Source organism: Mycobacterium sp. 2-64 (assembly GCF_035918375.1).
Classification (GTDB): Bacteria; Actinomycetota; Actinomycetes; order Mycobacteriales; family Mycobacteriaceae; genus Mycobacterium; species Mycobacterium intracellulare.
This window is the reverse complement of record NZ_CP142361.1, coordinates 1,017,023-1,033,201: the sequence shown is the minus strand read 5'-3', so window position 1 is coordinate 1,033,201 and position 16,179 is coordinate 1,017,023. Positions and strand designations below refer to the sequence as shown.

At 70.8% G+C, this 16,179-nt stretch carries 12 protein-coding genes; 6 read left to right on the top strand and 6 right to left on the bottom strand.

Annotated elements, in window-relative coordinates; all coding sequences use genetic code 11:
• Positions 1-125: 125 nt before the first annotated feature.
• Both lat and QGN31_RS04935 read right to left on the bottom strand, forming a co-directional pair.
• Entirely contained in the window at positions 126-1,478 is a 1,353-nt protein-coding gene (gene lat / locus QGN31_RS04940; RefSeq protein ID WP_041785784.1) for an L-lysine 6-transaminase, read from the bottom strand.
• A 63-nt stretch (positions 1,479-1,541) separates the two neighbouring features.
• Positions 1,542-1,994 (bottom strand): Lrp/AsnC family transcriptional regulator, encoded by a 453-nt coding sequence (locus tag QGN31_RS04935; protein ID WP_008259938.1) that lies wholly within the window; start codon positions 1,992-1,994, stop codon positions 1,542-1,544.
• A gap of 30 nt (positions 1,995-2,024) precedes the next feature.
• Between QGN31_RS04935 and hglS the strand changes: the two genes are divergently transcribed.
• The 5 genes from hglS to nei2 are packed head-to-tail and all read left to right on the top strand — an operon-like array spanning position 2,025 to position 10,890.
• Complete coding sequence (gene hglS, locus QGN31_RS04930; protein WP_009953253.1) at positions 2,025-3,260, top strand: 2-oxoadipate dioxygenase/decarboxylase; 1,236 nt, start codon at positions 2,025-2,027, stop codon at positions 3,258-3,260.
• The gene (gene amaB / locus QGN31_RS04925) at positions 3,257-4,777 is read left to right on the top strand and encodes an L-piperidine-6-carboxylate dehydrogenase (protein ID WP_009953254.1); all 1,521 of its coding nucleotides are present in this window, start codon (positions 3,257-3,259) and stop codon (positions 4,775-4,777) included. The genes hglS and amaB overlap by 4 nt, the downstream gene beginning before the upstream one ends.
• Before the next feature lie 55 nt (positions 4,778-4,832).
• Positions 4,833-5,492 (top strand): TetR/AcrR family transcriptional regulator, encoded by a 660-nt coding sequence (locus tag QGN31_RS04920; protein ID WP_009953255.1) that lies wholly within the window; start codon positions 4,833-4,835, stop codon positions 5,490-5,492.
• 36 nt (positions 5,493-5,528) lie between these two features.
• A complete protein-coding gene (locus tag QGN31_RS04915; protein WP_014942826.1) occupies positions 5,529-10,133 on the top strand; it encodes an ATP-dependent helicase in 4,605 nt (1,534 codons plus the stop codon).
• A 1-nt stretch (position 10,134) separates the two neighbouring features.
• On the top strand, positions 10,135-10,890 hold the full coding sequence (gene nei2, locus QGN31_RS04910) for an endonuclease VIII Nei2 (protein WP_014942827.1): 756 nt from the start codon (positions 10,135-10,137) through the stop codon (positions 10,888-10,890).
• Here nei2 and QGN31_RS04905 read toward each other — a convergent pair.
• A complete protein-coding gene (locus QGN31_RS04905; protein ID WP_043955339.1) occupies positions 10,887-11,804 on the bottom strand; it encodes an extracellular catalytic domain type 1 short-chain-length polyhydroxyalkanoate depolymerase in 918 nt (305 codons plus the stop codon). The two genes, nei2 and QGN31_RS04905, sit on opposite strands and share 4 nt — an antisense overlap.
• Positions 11,805-11,995: 191 nt before the next feature.
• Between QGN31_RS04905 and QGN31_RS04900 the strand changes: the two genes are divergently transcribed.
• Positions 11,996-12,355, top strand: coding sequence for a DUF732 domain-containing protein (locus tag QGN31_RS04900; RefSeq protein ID WP_009954626.1), 360 nt, complete (start codon positions 11,996-11,998; stop codon positions 12,353-12,355).
• 308 nt (positions 12,356-12,663) lie between these two features.
• Here the strand turns inward: QGN31_RS04900 and QGN31_RS04895 are convergent, their stop codons facing one another.
• From QGN31_RS04895 to QGN31_RS04885, 3 genes are all read right to left on the bottom strand, one after another.
• On the bottom strand, positions 12,664-13,671 hold the full coding sequence (locus tag QGN31_RS04895) for a magnesium transporter CorA family protein (protein WP_043955839.1): 1,008 nt from the start codon (positions 13,669-13,671) through the stop codon (positions 12,664-12,666).
• Positions 13,672-13,683: 12 nt separating this feature from the next.
• On the bottom strand, positions 13,684-14,832 hold the full coding sequence (locus QGN31_RS04890; protein ID WP_201409346.1) for a PPE family protein: 1,149 nt from the start codon (positions 14,830-14,832) through the stop codon (positions 13,684-13,686).
• 142 nt (positions 14,833-14,974) lie between these two features.
• Positions 14,975-16,105, bottom strand: a complete 1,131-nt coding sequence (locus QGN31_RS04885) for a PPE family protein (protein ID WP_014942831.1) — start codon at positions 16,103-16,105, stop codon at positions 14,975-14,977.
• Between the last annotated feature and the right edge of the window lie 74 nt (positions 16,106-16,179).

Sequence of the window (16,179 nt, the reverse complement as noted above, 5' to 3'; positions counted from 1 at the left end):
CGCCTACGTTCATCGCTAGCCGCGTCGTTTTGGTTACAACCCTCGCGGCGACGCCCCCCGGCGGCGGGTCTAAGAAATACCCCCGGACAAACCGGGGCAAACGGCCCGGGGCTCTGGTCAGGCCGTCAGGGCCGGTCGGTCAGGGCGCCGCGAATGGCCCGCATCGCGGCGTCGATCTCGGCGCGCGTGACGGTCAGCGCCGGGCGGAACCGGACGCCGTCGCGGCCCGAGGGCAACACGATCACCGCGCGCCGCCACAGCCGGCGGATCAGCTCGTCGCGGTCGGCGGCGCTCGGCAGGCTGAACGCGCACATCAGCCCGCGGCCGCGGGGCTCGAGGACGACGCCGGGGAACTCGGCGGCGAGTTGCTCGAGGCAGCCCAGCAGGTAGGCGCCCTGGGCGGCGGCGCGATCGAAGAGTTCGTCGGCCTCGATCACCTCCAGGATGCGGCGGGCGCGCACCATGTCGGCCAGGTTGCCGCCCCACGTGGAGTTCAGCCGGGACGGCACCGCGAACACGTTGTCGGCGACCTCGTCGACGCGGCGGCCCGCCATGATGCCGCACACCTGGGTCTTCTTGCCGAATGCGACCACGTCGGGTTGCACGCCGAATTGCCGGTAGGCCCAAGCGGTTCCGGTCAGGCCGCAACCGGTCTGAACCTCGTCGAAGATCAGCAGCGCATCGTGCCGGTCGCACAGCTCGCGCATGGCGGCGAAGAACTCCGGCCGGAAGTGGCGGTCCCCGCCTTCGCCCTGGATCGGTTCGGCCACAAAGCAGGCGATGTCGTGCGGGTGGGCCTCGAAGGCCGCGCGGGCCTGGGCCAGCGACGCGGCCTCGAGCGCGGCCACGTCGGCCCCCGGCCGGATATAGGGGGCGTCGATGCGCGGCCAGTCGAACGTGGGGAAGCGATCCACGGTGACCGGGTTGGTGTTGGTCAGCGACAGCGTGTAGCCGCTGCGGCCGTGGAAGGCGCCGCGCAGGTGCAGCACCCGGGTGCCCAGCGCGGGGTCGAGGCCGCGCGCCTCGTTGAACCGGCTCTTCCAGTCGAACGCCACCTTGAGCGCGTTCTCCACCGCGAGCGCCCCGCCGTCGACGAAGAACAGGTGCGGCAGCGCCGGGTCGCCCAGCACCCGGGCGAACGTCTCGACGAAACGGGCCATCGCCACCGAGTACACGTCGGAATTGCTGGGCTTGTTCAGCGCGGCGGCGACGAGCTCCGCCCGGAATGCGTCGTCGCCGGCCAGCGCCGGGTGGTTCATGCCCAAAGCCGAGGAGGCGAAGAACGAGAACATGTCGAGGTAGCGCCGGCCGTCGCGGGCGTCATAGAGGTAGGAGCCGCGCGAGCGGTCCAGATCCAGGACGAAGTCGAAGCCGTCGATCAGCATGCTGCGCGCCAGCACCTCATGGACGCGGCCGGGATCGCGGTCGCCGTCCGGGCGGCGACCGGCGCGGGCGAAACGTTCCAGGGCGGCCGTCATGACGCCCATGCTACGGGCATGACGACGTATTTTTACACTATTATGGCGCTGTGCCAGGATAATTTATGGAATATGCTGCCTATCCGCGTAAAAAGTATTCAGGATGATGGTGCTGCGGGTCTTGACGTTCGCGGCCGTCCGGATCCGCTGCAGCAGGTCCTCGAGCGCCCGGGCGGACGCGACGCGCACCAGCAGGACGTAGCTTTCTTCGCCGGCCACCGAGTGACACGATTCGATTTCCTCGATGTGCTCGAGGCGGGCGGGCGCATCATCGGGTTGAGAGGGATCCAGAGGAGTGATGGCCACGAACGCCGACAGCAGGTGCCCGACGGCCTCCGGGTCGACGCGCGCCGAGTATCCGGCGATCACGCCGCGGGCCTCGAGGCGGCGCACCCTCGACTGGACCGCCGACACCGACAGCCGGGCGCTGGCCGCCAGCTCCGCCAGCGTCGCGCGCCCGTCGGCGACCAGTTCGCGCACCAGGATCCGGTCGACATCGTCGAGCGTCTCACTCATGGCCGGAGACTATCGCAGGAACGGCGCGCCGTGACCCGCGCGAAATGGCTGCCGGCGTGGCAGCTTCGCGCGTTGTTCGCGGCGGGCCTCTCGGCGATGTACGCCGCCGAGGTGCCCGCTTACGGCACCCTGGTCGCGGTGAGCGAGCAGGTCAACGCCGATGTCGTGGCGCGCCAGCCCGACGCCGAACGGTTCGGCTCGCTGCGGCGCGTCACCGCCGAGCGGCACGGCGCCATCCGTGTCGGCAGCCCGGCCGATTTGGCCGCGGTCGCCGACCTGTTCGCCGCGTTCGGCATGCTCCCGGTCGGCTATTACGACCTGCGCTGCGCGGCCTCCCCCGTCCCGGTGGTGTCGACCGCCTTCCGGCCCGTCGATGCAAACGAGCTGTCGCTCAACCCTTTTCGAGTGTTCACCTCGATGCTGGCCACGCGCGACGCGCGCTTCTTCGACCATGACCTGCGCCGCCGCGTCGAGGCCTTCCTGGCGCGCCGCCGGCTGTTCGATCCCGCGTTGCTCGCCGGCGCGCGCACCATCGCCGCCGACGGCGGCTGCGCCCGCGACTGCGCGCACGAGTTCGTCGCGGCGGCGGTGGCGGCGTTCGCCTTGTCGGCCGAGCCCATCGACAAGTCCTGGTACGACGAGTTGTCGCGGGTGTCCGCGGTGGCCGCCGACATCGCCGGCGTCGGCTCCACCCACCTCAACCACCTGACGCCGCGCGTCCTCGACATCGACGATCTGTACCGGCGGATGACCGGGCGGGGCATCACGATGATCGACGCCATCCAGGGGCCGCCGCGCACCGACGGGCCGGCGGTTCTGTTGCGCCAGACCTCTTTTCGCGCCCTGGCCGAACCCCGCCGGTTCCGCGGCGCCGACGGCCGGATCACCGAGGGGGCGCTGCGGGTGCGCTTCGGCGAGGTGGAGGCCCGCGGTGTCGCGCTGACCCCGAAGGGCCGCGCGCGCTACGACGCCGCGATGAGCGCCGCCGACCCGGCCGCGGTGTGGGCGGAGCACTTTCCGCCCACCGACGAGCAGATGGCCGCCGAGGGGCTGGGCTACTACCGCGGCGGTGACCCGTCGGCGCCGATCGTCTACGAGGACTTCCTGCCGGCGTCGGCGGCGGGCATCTTCCGGTCGAACCTGGACAGCGACGCCGAAACCGCCGACGCGCCAGACGAATCCGGCTACGACGCGCAGTGCCTGGCCGGGGCGATCGGCCGCGACATCGCCGACCCCTACGCGCTCTACGAGGAGGCCTGCAGATGACCACCGAACAGTTACGCGCCCGGGTGCTGGGGGCATTCGACGCGATCGGCGTCACCGCGAGCCTCGGCGAGCCGGACGCTCATGGGCTGCCGGCCAGCACGCCGATCACCGGCGAGGTGCTCTTCACCGTCGCCCCCACCACGCCCGAGCGCGCCGAGCGGGCGATCGCCGAAGCGGCCCAAGCGTTTTCGGTGTGGCGAACCACGCCCGCGCCGGTGCGCGGCGCGCTGGTGGCGCGGCTGGCCGAGTTGCTGACCGAACACAAGCGCGAACTGGCCACCCTGGTGACCGTCGAGGTCGGCAAGATCACCTCCGAGGCGGCCGGCGAGGTGCAGGAGATGATCGACGTCTGCCAGTTCGCCGTCGGCCTGTCGCGCCAGCTGTACGGGCGCACCATCGCGTCGGAACGGCCCGGGCACCGGCTGCTGGAGACCTGGCACCCGCTCGGCGTGGTCGGGGTGATCACCGCGTTCAACTTCCCGGTCGCCGTGTGGGCGTGGAACGCCGCGCTGGCCCTGGTGTGCGGGGACCCCGTGGTGTGGAAGCCCTCGGAGCTGACGCCGTTGACGGCGCTGGCCACCCAGGCGCTGATCGCCCGCGCCGCGGCCGACGTCGGCGCCCCGCCCGCGGTGAGCTCCCTGGTGCTCGGCGACCGCGACCTCGGCGGGCTGCTGGTCGACGACCCCCGGGTCGCGCTGGTGTCCGCGACCGGTTCGGTGCGGATGGGCCGCGAGGTGGGCCCCCGCGTCGCCGCGCGGTTCGGCCGGGTGCTGCTGGAGCTGGGCGGCAACAACGCCGCCATCGTGACCCCGTCGGCCGACCTGGACCTCGCGGTGCGCGCCGTGGTGTTCGCCGCCGCCGGCACCGCCGGCCAGCGCTGCACCAGCCTGCGCCGGCTCATCGTCCACGAATCGGTGGCCGACGAGGTGGTGGACCGCGTCGTGTCCGCCTTCCGGCGACTGCCCATCGGCGACCCGTCCGCACCGGGCACGCTCGTCGGGCCGCTGATCCACGAGACCGCCTACCGCGACATGGTGGGGGCGCTGGAATCCGCGCGCGCCGACGGCGGCGAGGTCATCGACGGCGACCGCAGGCACCCGCAGGGTCGCGAGCAGCCGAGCGCCTACTACGTCGCGCCGGCCGTGGTGCGCATGCCCGCTCAGACCGCCGTCGTGGCGACCGAGACCTTCGCGCCCATCCTCTACGTGCTGACCTACGACCGGCTGGGCGACGCGATCGCCCTCAATAACGCCGTGCCACAGGGGCTTTCGTCGTCCATCTTCACCACGGACCTGCGCGAGGCCGAACGGTTCCTGGCCGAATCCGACTGCGGAATCGCCAATGTCAACATCGGCACCTCGGGCGCCGAGATCGGCGGCGCGTTCGGCGGCGAGAAGGAAACCGGCGGCGGGCGGGAATCCGGCACGGACTCGTGGAAGGCCTACATGCGCCAAAGTACCAATACCGTCAATTATTCCGGTGAGTTGCCGCTGGCCCAGGGCGTGGAGTTCGGATGAAGCCTGTGAATCCATTGTGGCGGTCGTCTCATGTCGTGTGAGTACTATCTGACACATGCCGACAGCCCGAAGGCGTCTATCCCCCGAGGATCGGCGCGCTGAGCTGCTCGCTTTAGGGGCAGAGGTTTTTGGGAAGCGACCTTACGACGAGGTCCGCATCGATGAGATCGCGGAACGCGCCGGGGTGTCGCGGGCCCTGATGTACCACTATTTCCCCGACAAGCGAGCGTTCTTCGCAGCGGTGGTCAAGGACGAGGCCGACCGCCTGTACGAGAACACCAACATGGACGACGTCACCGGTCTGACCATGTACGAGGAGATCCGAGTCGGCGTGCTGGCCTACATGGCCTACCACGAGCAGAACCCGGAGGCCGCCTGGGCGGCGTACGTCGGGCTGGGCCGGTCCGACCCGGTGCTGCTGGGCGTCGAGGACGACGCCAAGAACCGCCAGATGGAACACATCATGTCCCGGATCAACCAGCTGCTCACCGAGCTGAACACGGGCATGGAACCCGACGTCGAGCGGCATCTGCGGGTGATCCTGCACGGCTGGCTGGCGCTGACCTTCGAGATCTGCCGGCAACGGATCATCGACCCCACCACCGACGCCGACAAGCTCGCCGACGCCTGCGCGCACGCGCTGCTCGACGCGATCGCGCGGGTGCCCGAGATCCCGGAGAAGCTCGGCGAGGCGATGTCCACCTCGCGGCTCTAGGCGCGGCATGTCGGTCCCCGTTGGCACCATGGATGGGTGAGCACTCGCGCTGATTCCGGGCCGCCCGGCCCCGCCGACCCGCTGGGCCGGTTCAGCGCCGTCACCCGAGAGTGGTTCACCGGCACCTTCGACGCGCCGACCACGGCGCAGGCCGAGGCCTGGGAGGCCATCGCCGACGGTCACCACACTTTGGTGATCGCCCCCACCGGGTCCGGCAAGACGCTGGCGGCGTTCCTGTGGGCGCTGGACAGCCTCGCCGGCGCGGCCGGCCGCCCGCCGGGCACCCGGGTGCTCTACGTGTCCCCGCTCAAGGCGCTGGCCGTCGACGTCGAGCGCAACCTGCGCACCCCGCTGGCCGGGCTCACCCGCATCGCCGAACGCCGGGGCCTGCCGCCGCCGGACATCAGCGTCGGCGTGCGCTCCGGCGACACCCCGCCCGCCACCCGCCGCCAGCTCATCAACCGGCCTCCCGACGTGCTGATCACCACACCGGAGTCGCTGTTTTTGATGCTCACCTCCGCGGCGCGCGAGACCCTGGCCGGGGTGCAGACGGTGATCGTCGACGAGATCCACGCCATCGCCGCGGGCAAGCGCGGCGCGCACCTGGCGGTGTCGCTGGAGCGCCTCGACGCGCTGCGGGAGGACAAACCCGCCCAGCGGATCGGGCTGTCGGCGACGGTGCGGCCACCCGAGGAACTCGCCCGGTTCCTGTCCGGGGGGCAGCCGACCACGATCGTCGCGCCGGCGTCGGCCAAGACCGTCGAGCTCACCGTGGCCGTGCCGGTGCCTGACATGGCGAACCTGGCGAACAACACGATCTGGCCCGACGTGGAGAACCGCCTGGTCGACCTGATCGAGGCGCACAACTCGACGATCGTGTTCGCCAATTCGCGTCGGCTGGCCGAACGACTTACCGCCCGCCTCAACGAGATTCATGCCGAGCGCAGCGGCGTCGAGCTATCCACGGAGGCCAACCCGAAGGTGGCGGGCGGCGCCCCGGCCCACATCATGGGCTCCGGCCAGACCTACGGGGCCGAGGCGATACTGGCGCGCGCCCACCACGGTTCGGTCAGCAAGGAACAACGCGCCCTGGTCGAGGAGGACCTCAAACGCGGACTGCTCAAGGCGGTGGTGGCGACCTCCAGCCTGGAGCTCGGCATCGACATGGGCGCCGTCGATCTGGTGATCCAGGTGGAGGCGCCGCCGTCGGTGGCCAGCGGGCTGCAACGCATCGGCCGGGCCGGGCACCAGGTCGGCGAGGTCTCCCAGGGGGTGCTGTTCCCCAAGCACCGCACCGACCTGATCGGCTGTGCGGTCAGCGTGCAGCGCATGCTGGCCGGCCAGATCGAGACGATGCGGGTGCCGGCCAATCCGCTCGACATCCTGGCGCAGCAGACCGTGGCGGCCGCCGCGCTCGAGCCGCTGGACGCCGACAAATGGTTCGACACGGTGCGCCGGGCCGCCCCGTTCGCGACGCTGCCGCGCAGCGTGTACGAGGCCACCCTGGACTTGTTGAGCGGCAAGTACCCCTCCACCGATTTCGCCGAGCTGCGTCCGCGGCTGGTCTACGACCGCGATACCGGCACGCTGACCGCGCGCCCCGGCGCGCAACGCCTGGCGGTGACCTCCGGCGGCGCCATCCCCGACCGGGGGCTGTTCACGGTGTATCTGGCCTCCGAGGCCGAAAAGCCTTCGCGGGTCGGCGAACTCGAAGAGGAAATGGTCTACGAGTCCCGCCCCGGCGACGTCATCTCGCTGGGCGCCACCAGCTGGCGCATCACCGAGATCACCCACGACCGGGTGCTGGTGATCCCGGCGCCCGGCCAGCCGGCCCGGTTGCCGTTCTGGCGCGGCGACGGGGTCGGCCGCCCGGCCGAGCTGGGCGCCGCGCTGGGCGCGTTCACCGGTGAGCTGGCCGGGCTCACCCGGGAGGAATTCGAAACCCGCTGCGCCGGACTGGGTTTCGATGCCTACGCCACCGACAACCTGGCCCGCCTGCTCGACGAGCAGCGTACCGCCGCCGGGGTGGTGCCCACCGACACCACCCTGCTCGTCGAGCGGTTCCGCGACGAGCTCGGCGACTGGCGGGTGATCCTGCACTCGCCCTACGGGCTGCCGGTGAACGGTCCGCTGGCGCTGGCGGTGGGACGGCGGCTGCGGGAACGCTACGGCATCGACGAGAAGCCCACCGCCTCCGACGACGGCGTCGTGGTGCGCCTGCCCGACACCGTGTCCGATTTCGCGTCGGACACGGGGATCGAAACCCCGCCCGGCGCGGACCTTTTCGTCTTCGACGCCGACGAGATCGACCCCATCGTCACCGACGAGGTGGGCGGCTCGGCGCTGTTCGCATCGCGGTTCCGCGAATGCGCGGCGCGCGCCCTGTTGTTGCCGCGCCGGCACCCGGGCCGCCGCTCGCCCCTGTGGCAGCAGCGCCAGCGCGCGGCCCAGTTGCTCGAGGTGGCCCGCAAATACCCCGACTTCCCCGTCGTGTTGGAGACCATCCGCGAATGCCTGCAGGACGTCTACGACGTCCCCGCCCTGGTGGCGCTGATGACCGGCATCGCCCAGCGCAGGGTGCGGGTTGTCGAGGTGGAAACGGCGCGGCCCTCGCCGTTCGCGGCCTCGCTGCTGTTCGGCTACGTCGGCGCGTTCATGTACGAGGGCGACAGCCCGCTGGCCGAGCGCCGCGCCGCCGCGCTCTCGCTGGACAGCACGCTGCTGGCCGAGCTGCTGGGCCGGGTGGAACTGCGCGACCTGCTCGACCCCGAGGTCATCGCCGCCACCGCCCGCCAGCTGCAGCACCTCTCTGCGGAACGGGCCGCGCGCGACGCCGAGGGCGTCGCCGACCTGCTGCGGCTGTTGGGCCCGCTGACCGAGGAGGAGGTGGCCGCCCGCGCGGGTGGCGCCGACGTGGGGGGCTGGCTGGAGGGCCTGCGCGCGGCGCGGCGCGCGCTGACGGTGTCGTTCGCCGGCCGCGGCTGGTGGGTGGCCATCGAGGACATCGGGCGGCTGCGCGACGGCATCGGCATCCCGGTTCCGCTGGGCGTGCCGACGGCCTTCACCGGGGAGGTCGCCGATCCCCTGGGCGAATTGCTGGGCCGCTACGCGCGCACCCACACCCCGTTCACCACGGCCGAAGTGGCGGCCCGATTCGGCCTGGGGCTGCGGGTGACCTCCGATGTCCTGGGCCGGCTGGCCGCCGACGGGAGGCTGGTGCGCGGCGACTTCGTCGCCGAGACCCCGGGGCCGTCCGGCGGTGTCGCCGGGGCCGAGCAGTGGTGCGATGCCGACGTGCTGCGCATCCTGCGGCGGCGATCGCTGGCGGCGCTGCGGGCCCAGGTCGAGCCGGTCAGCACCGCCGCCTACGGGCGCTTCCTGCCCGCCTGGCATCACGTGGGGGCGGCCGAATCCCCGCGCGCCCCCGGCCATTCCGGGCTGGACGGGCTGATGTCGGTGATCGATCAGCTGGCCGGCGTGCGGATCCCCGCATCGGCGATCGAGCCGCTGGTGCTGGCCCCCCGGGTCCGCGACTACTCCCCCGCGATGCTCGACGAATTGCTGGCCACCGGCGAGGTCACCTGGTCGGGCGCCGGGTCGATCTCGGGTAGCGACGGCTGGATCGCGCTGCACGCCGGCGAATCCGCGCCGCTGACACTGGCCGGGCCCGCCGACATCGAGCTCGGCGACGCCCACCGCGCCATCCTGGACACGCTCGCCGGGGGCGGCGCCTACTTCTTCCGCCAACTCGCGCACAGCGGGGTGCCCGACGCCGCGCTCAAAACCGCGCTGTGGGAACTGATCTGGGCCGGCTGGATCACCGGCGACACGTTCGCCCCGGTGCGCGCCGTCCTCGGCGGCGCCGGCGCCCGCAAGCGCTCGGCGCCCGCGCACCGCTCGCAACGCCCGCCCCGGCTGAGCCGGTACAGCGTCGCGCACGCGCAGTCCCGGCCCGCCGACCCCACCGTCGCCGGCCGCTGGTCCATCCTGGCGGCCCCCGAGCCGGATTCCACGCTGCGCGCCCACTACCAGGCCGAGCTGTTGCTGGGCCGCCACGGCGTGCTGACCCGGGGCGCCGTGGCCACCGAGGGCGTCCCCGGCGGGTTCGCCACCCTGTACAAGGTGCTAAGCGCCTTCGAGGACGCGGGCCGCTGCCAGCGCGGCTACTTCATCGAGTCGCTGGGCGGGGCGCAGTTCGCCGTCGCGTCGACGGTCGATCGGCTGCGCAACTTCAGCGAGGGGGTCGATCCGGAACGACCGCAGTACCGGGCGGTCGTGCTGGCCGCCGCGGACCCGGCCAACCCCTACGGCGCGGCGCTGCCCTGGCCCACCTCCGGCGGCGAGGGCGCGCGCCCCGGCCGCAAGGCCGGCGCGCTCGTCGTGCTGGTCGACGGCGAGCTGGCCTGGTTCCTGGAACGCGGTGGGCGCTCGCTGCTGACCTTCACCGACGATCCCGGGGCCCACCACGCCGCGGCGTCGGCCCTGGCCGACCTGGTCGCCTCCCGCCGCGTGGCGGGGATGCTGGTGGAGCGCATCGACGGGGTGCCGGCCCTGGCGCGCCGCGCGGACGCGTCCGGCCCGCTGGGCGCGCTCACCGAGGCCGGATTCCACACGACGCCACGCGGACTGCGGCTGCGCTGAGATGCCCGAAGGTGACACCGTCTGGCACACCGCCGCCGTGCTGCGCGAGCACCTGGTCGGCGCGACGCTGACCCGATGCGACGTTCGGGTGCCGCGGTTCGCCACCGTCGACCTCACCGGCGAGGTGGTCGACGAGGTCGTCAGCCGCGGCAAGCACCTGTTCATCCGGGTGGGACGCGCCAGCATTCACTCGCATCTGAAGATGGAGGGCAGCTGGCGGGTCGGCGAGCGCCCGGTGCGGGTCGACCATCGGGCGCGCATCGTCTTGGAGACCGGCACCGTCCGGGCCGTCGGCGTCGACCTGGGCGTGCTGGAGATCCTGGACCGCGACCGGGACGGCGAGGCCGTCGCGCACCTGGGTCCCGATCTGCTGGGCGAGGATTGGGACGCCGCGCGTGCCGCGGCCAACCTGACGGCCGACCCGCACCGGCCGATCGCCGAGGCGCTCCTGGACCAGCGGGTGCTGGCCGGGATCGGCAACGTCTATTGCAACGAATTGTGTTTTGTCAGCGGGCATCTGCCCACCGCGCCGGTAAGCGCGATCGCCGATCCGCTCCGGGTGGTCTCCCGCGCACGAGAAATGCTGTGGCTCAACCGCTTTCGCTGGAATCGGTGCACCACCGGTGACACCCGCAGCGGGCGCCAGCTCTGGGTATACGGGCGCGCCGGGCAGCGCTGCCGTCGCTGCGCCACCCCCATCGACGTCGACGACACGAAAGAGCGGGTGGCCTACTGGTGCCCGTCGTGTCAGCGCTAGTCCCGTGCGTGCGCGAGGAAAAACTGGGCGATGGCCTCCGACCCGTCGAGCGCGTGCGTGGTGGGCCCGATGACGGCGGCGGGCAGATATTGCTTGCCGCCCGGCCAGGTGTGCCCGCCCTTGTCGATCTTGTAGAACACCACCTCGGTGGACGCCGCACACGCCGCGGAGACAAACCGGCGGACGACCGTGCCGTCGCGGACGTCGGGCAGCAGCTCCATCGACGGTTCGCCGGCGCACCCGTCCGCCGCGCGCCACTTGGCCACCATGGCATCCGCCGAGATGGAATGGCTGAGCCCGCCACGGCCGCGGACCGCGCCACCCTTGAACGGCACCAGCGGGTCGGCGGTCCCGTGCGCCTCCCACACCGACACCGGCCGCGACGGGTTGCAGGCCACACCCACGCCCAGGGTGCCGGCCACCGGCGCCGCGGCGGCGAAGACGTCGGCCCGGTCGCAGGCCAGCCGGTTGGACATGAAGCCCCCATTGGACATCCCCGTGACGAAAACGTGTCCGGGCGCGATGTTGAAGTCGTTGCGCAGCTTGCCCACGAGCCCGACGAGGAAGGCCACGTCGTCGATGTGGCGGCGATCCGCGGGTGACGCGCCGCGCCCGTCGGCCCAGCTCTTGTCGTACCCGTCGGGGTAGACGACCAACAGGTCGTGGGCGTCAGCAACGGAGTTGAACCCCGTCAGCGCGCGCTGCGCGATCCCGGTTCCGCCGCCGCCGTGCAAACTGAGCACCAGGCCGATGGGGTCGCCCGCCGGCACGTGCAACATGTAGGTTCGGTCCATGCCGCCGGATCGGAACGTACCGGAAACGTCTCGAGCGCTTGCCGCCGACACGTGCCGCACCCCGCAGCCGAGCACGCATATCGCCACCACAGCCAGCCAAAGCCATCGCGCGTACGGCATGTTGTCAGGTCGCCGACGGCGCAGCGACGGACAACGAACGGTTACGCGCCGCCGAAGACAGAGCAAACATTGATGTGGCACGGACCGCATTATCGGCGATCCTCCATCGGGTAACGCCGCGGCGTGCGAGCATTCGAACTGGCCCCGCCCTCAGCAAGCTACGGCTCTTCTGTTCCACGGGAGTATCACAAATGACGAGCACCCAGATCCGCAAGCCCGGCCGGGCGCGGTCGCTCCTGGCTATCGGCGCCGTGCCGGTTGCCGGCCTACTCAGCGCGATGACGGCACCGGCGAGCGCGCACGCCACCTCCGCCGATGACGCGTTTCTCGCCGCGCTGAAAGCCAAGGGGATCAATTTCGAGTCGCCCGAGGCGGTGGTCAACTCCGGTCATACCGTGTGCCACGAACTCGATTCGGGCCAAACGCCGGAACAGGTTGCCAACAACGTGCTGTCCAGCAGTTCGCTGGACAGCTATCACGCCGGTTACTTCGTCGGCGTCAGCATCAAGGCGTACTGCCCCAAGTACGCGGCGGCGGCATCCGGGTCCTGAAATTTACAGCCGGTTGACAGACTGGTGACCAATTCGCGGCTAAAGTTGGAACATCCGAAACTAATGTGACGACCACAAGGCCAAAATGATTCCGAAACTTTTGGTCGGTGTTGCGGGTGTTGCCATCGTTCTTGGCGCTTCCGGTTGGACCGCAGCATCGGCCAGCACCGACCCTAATCCCTTCAGTCATCTCAGCTGCGCCTGCAAGGAGTTGGATCCACCGGGCGGCTCCGCCCAGCGGGACAAAATCAGCCAGGGCATCCAGCACGGTCTTTCCGCCGCACCCCCGGTCGCACAGTGAGCGCGGTCTAGAGCCAGTCGCGACGTTTGAACATCACGTACAGCACCACCATCAGGACGGCTATCACGCTGGTGCTGGCGGCGAATCCGGCCGCCGTACCGAAGCCCGGGTAGGGAACGTTCTGCCCGTAGAACCCGGTGATCGCCGTCGGCACGGCGATGATGGCCGCCCATCCCGTCAACTTCTTCATGACGGTGTTCAGCCGGGCGTCCTGCAGCGACAGGTTGGTCTCGAAAATCGTGGTGACCATGTCGCGCAGCGACTCCGTCCATTCGGACACCCGCAGCACGTGGTCGTAGAGGTCGGCGTACAGCGGATCGAGCTGGCGGTCGGCGCCGTCCGAAATGCGGTGGTGCTGAATCGAATTGACCACCTCGCGCATCGGTAACGCCACCCGCCGCAGGTTCACCAGGTCCCGGCGCAACCCGAAGGTGCGGCGCGCAAAGTCGCCCTTGCGCGACGTGCCGTCGAACAACTCGTCCTCGATGGCCTCGATGCCGTCGTCGAGGGCCTCGACGGCGGCAAAATGGCTGTCGACCACGACGTCGAGCAGGCCGTGCACCAGGGCGCCGACGCCGTAGGCCTGGCCGCCGATCTCCTCCCACCGCCGGGTCACCAGCGCCATGTCGAAGTCGGGCGTCAGGCGCACGGTGATCAACCCCTGCGGCAGCACGAACGCCGAGATGCGGCGCATCGACAGCGTGCGACCGGGGGCGTCGACGACGTTCGTTGCGGCGCCGGCGATCTCGGCGGCGTACACGGTGAAGAAGGTGTGGGTCTCGTAGCCGGTGGCTTTGACCCGTTCGGCCGCCGCCACGGCGTCTTCCACCGCCCAGCGGTTCAGGCCGAGCTCGCCGGCCAGGCCGCCCAGGGTGTCGTGGTCGGGATTGCACAGGTCGGCCCACACCAGGGTGTCGGGCTCGGCGAGGTAGTCCGATATCTTGCCGAACTCGAAGTCGTCCTGCGCGTTGCCACCGCGCCACACGCGGCCCTGGATCTGCGGAGCGGTCTGCACCACGCGATCTTCTCAGCCCGCGGACGGCGGACGGTGCATCACCGTGCCCGGAAGCTCCGCGCCGTACTCGATGTCGTCGTAGTCGCGGCCCTTGCGGCGGCGAGCGCCGCTCGCACCCAGGCCGGGGCGCACCGGGGCCATCGGGAGCATGGGCGGCTCCGCGCCGCCCGGGGGGAGCGGCGACACCGCCGTGGCGAGCTGCACCGGCGCCTGCGAGGTTCCCAGCATTCCCACCGTCGCGGGCGGCATGGTCAGGTGGCCCAGCGAAATTCCCACACCCAGCGCCGCTCGGGGCGCCAGTGACGACCCCGCGGCGCCGACCGCGCTGACGAGCCGCGTCTCGGCCGACGCAAGCGCCGCGGCGCCGTCCGCCAAACCCGGACCGATGTCCTCCCCCAGCGACGCAAACGCGTGCGCGGTGGCCAATTGCGCGCACACACCCAGGATGTTGACGGGCATCCCACCCGCGATGGTCTGGTTCCCCCAGGTGCTCCAATACCCGAACCAGCCCTCGTTTGGGTCGAAAGCGTCTGCGGCGCTTGACCCTTGGCCGATCGAGTCGGCGGCCAGGAGCTGCGCCCCGGAATTTCCCGTGGTCGCCGCGTGCATCATGGTGGCCTGCGCCGTGGCCCCCGACGGGTTGGTCACCTGGGGCGGCGGCGAGAACTGGGGCAGCTTGACCGCGCCCGCCGAGGTCGCGGCGTAGCGATACATTGCGGCGGAGTTGTTCACCCACATGGTGTGGTACTCGGCCTCGGTTTCGGCGATGGCCGGGTAATTGACCCCGAAGAAGTTGGTGGCCAACAACATCGCCAGGCGCGCCCGGTTGGCGGCGACCAGCGAGGGATGAACGACCGTCCAGTGGGTCCATTCGAACGCCGCGGCAACGACTTGCACCGACGCCGCGGTCTGCTGGCACTGCTGCGCGGTCAGGCGCAGCCAGGCGAGATAGGGTTCTAGCGCCTGGGCCATCGCCATCGACGACGGACCGTGCCACGTCGTGGACAGCCACGACAGCTCCGCGGTGTAGCTACTCGCCGATTGCTCCAGCTCGGCGCTCAATTCCTGCCAGAAGCCGGCGGCTTCGATAAGTGACCAAGCGCCGGGTCCGGAGTGGATCAGCGCCGAGATTATCTCGGGCGGCAGTATCCCAAAATCCATGAACCTTTACCTTGGGGAAGAAGTGGGTGGGGCGAACGCCGCGCGTCGGCGCTGGTGCTGGTGGCCGCTGAGGGACCTGACAGACCCGGCCTACCCGGTGAATGCGATCGGCGCCGGCAGTCGTGCGGCGCCACCGTCAATGTCATCCGGCCGACGGGTTTCGAGGCATCACTTTGCCTTTGACCTCCCGGCCCACGGCAACGTCCTCGTACTTTTGCTGTTTGCGTTTTCGCCAGCCGGTGCCCGCCGAGGCGGTCGGCGGCGGCACCATCATCGGCATCATGGGAAATCCGGATTCCGCGGCGGGCAGCGGGGACGCCGCGGACGCGAGTTGCACCCCGGTCTGCGTGCCCGGCAGCAGGCCCACCACGGCGGGGGGCGCGGTCAACTTGCCCAGCGAGACGCCGACGCCCAGCGCGCCGGTCGGCGCCGACGCTCCCGCGCCGATGCCCTTGATCGCGTTGGCCAGGGTGGCCGAGGTCAGTCCCAGGCCCTCCGACAGGCCGGAGCCGATGTCACCGCCCACGGACGCGACCCCTTGCGCGGTCGCCAACTGCGCCCACACACCGAGCAGATTGATGGGGAAACCCGACGAGATGAACTGGTTGCCCCAGGTGCTCGCCCAGCCGAACCAGCTGGCGTTGGGGTCGAAGCCGGTGACGCTGTCCAGAAGGTTCGTACCGCCGCCCGAGCCGGCGTCCAAAAGGTTGGCGTTCATCACCGCCGCCTCTTGGTTGGCCGTCCCGTCCGGATTGGTGTCGGGAACCGGCGAGGTGAACCGGGACAGTTGCCCCGTCGCCTGCGACGTCGTCGCCTGATAGCGGGTCATCGCCGCGGCGTTGTTCGCCCACATGGTCTGGTATTCGTTTTCGGCCTCGGCGATCGCCGCGGTGTTGGTCCCGAACCGGTTGGTCGCCAGCAACTGCCGCAGGCGCGTCCGGTTGGCGGTGACGACCGAGGGGTGGACCACCGTGGCGCGAGTGGCGCTGAAGGCCGAGGCCGCCGCCTCCGCCGAGGTGGCCATCTGCGCGGACTGCAGCGCGGTCTCGCGCAACCACAGCAGGTAAGGCTGGACGGACTGCAGCATGGCCGTCGCGGACGGGCCGTCCCACGATTCGATGAGCGAGGTCAACGTGGAGGTATAGGTGGAGACGGAATTCTCCAGTTCGACGGCCAGGCGCTGCCAGGCGCCGGCGGCCTCGATCAGCGAGCCCGCTCCGGGCCCGGTGTGGATGAGTGTCGAGGTGACCTCGGGGGGTGCTAGTAGATCCATCTCGTCTCACAATGCCCACGCTGAGAACGCCTCAGCAAATTTCCGTTAACCAGGCCGCGAAAAAGCCCCAAACT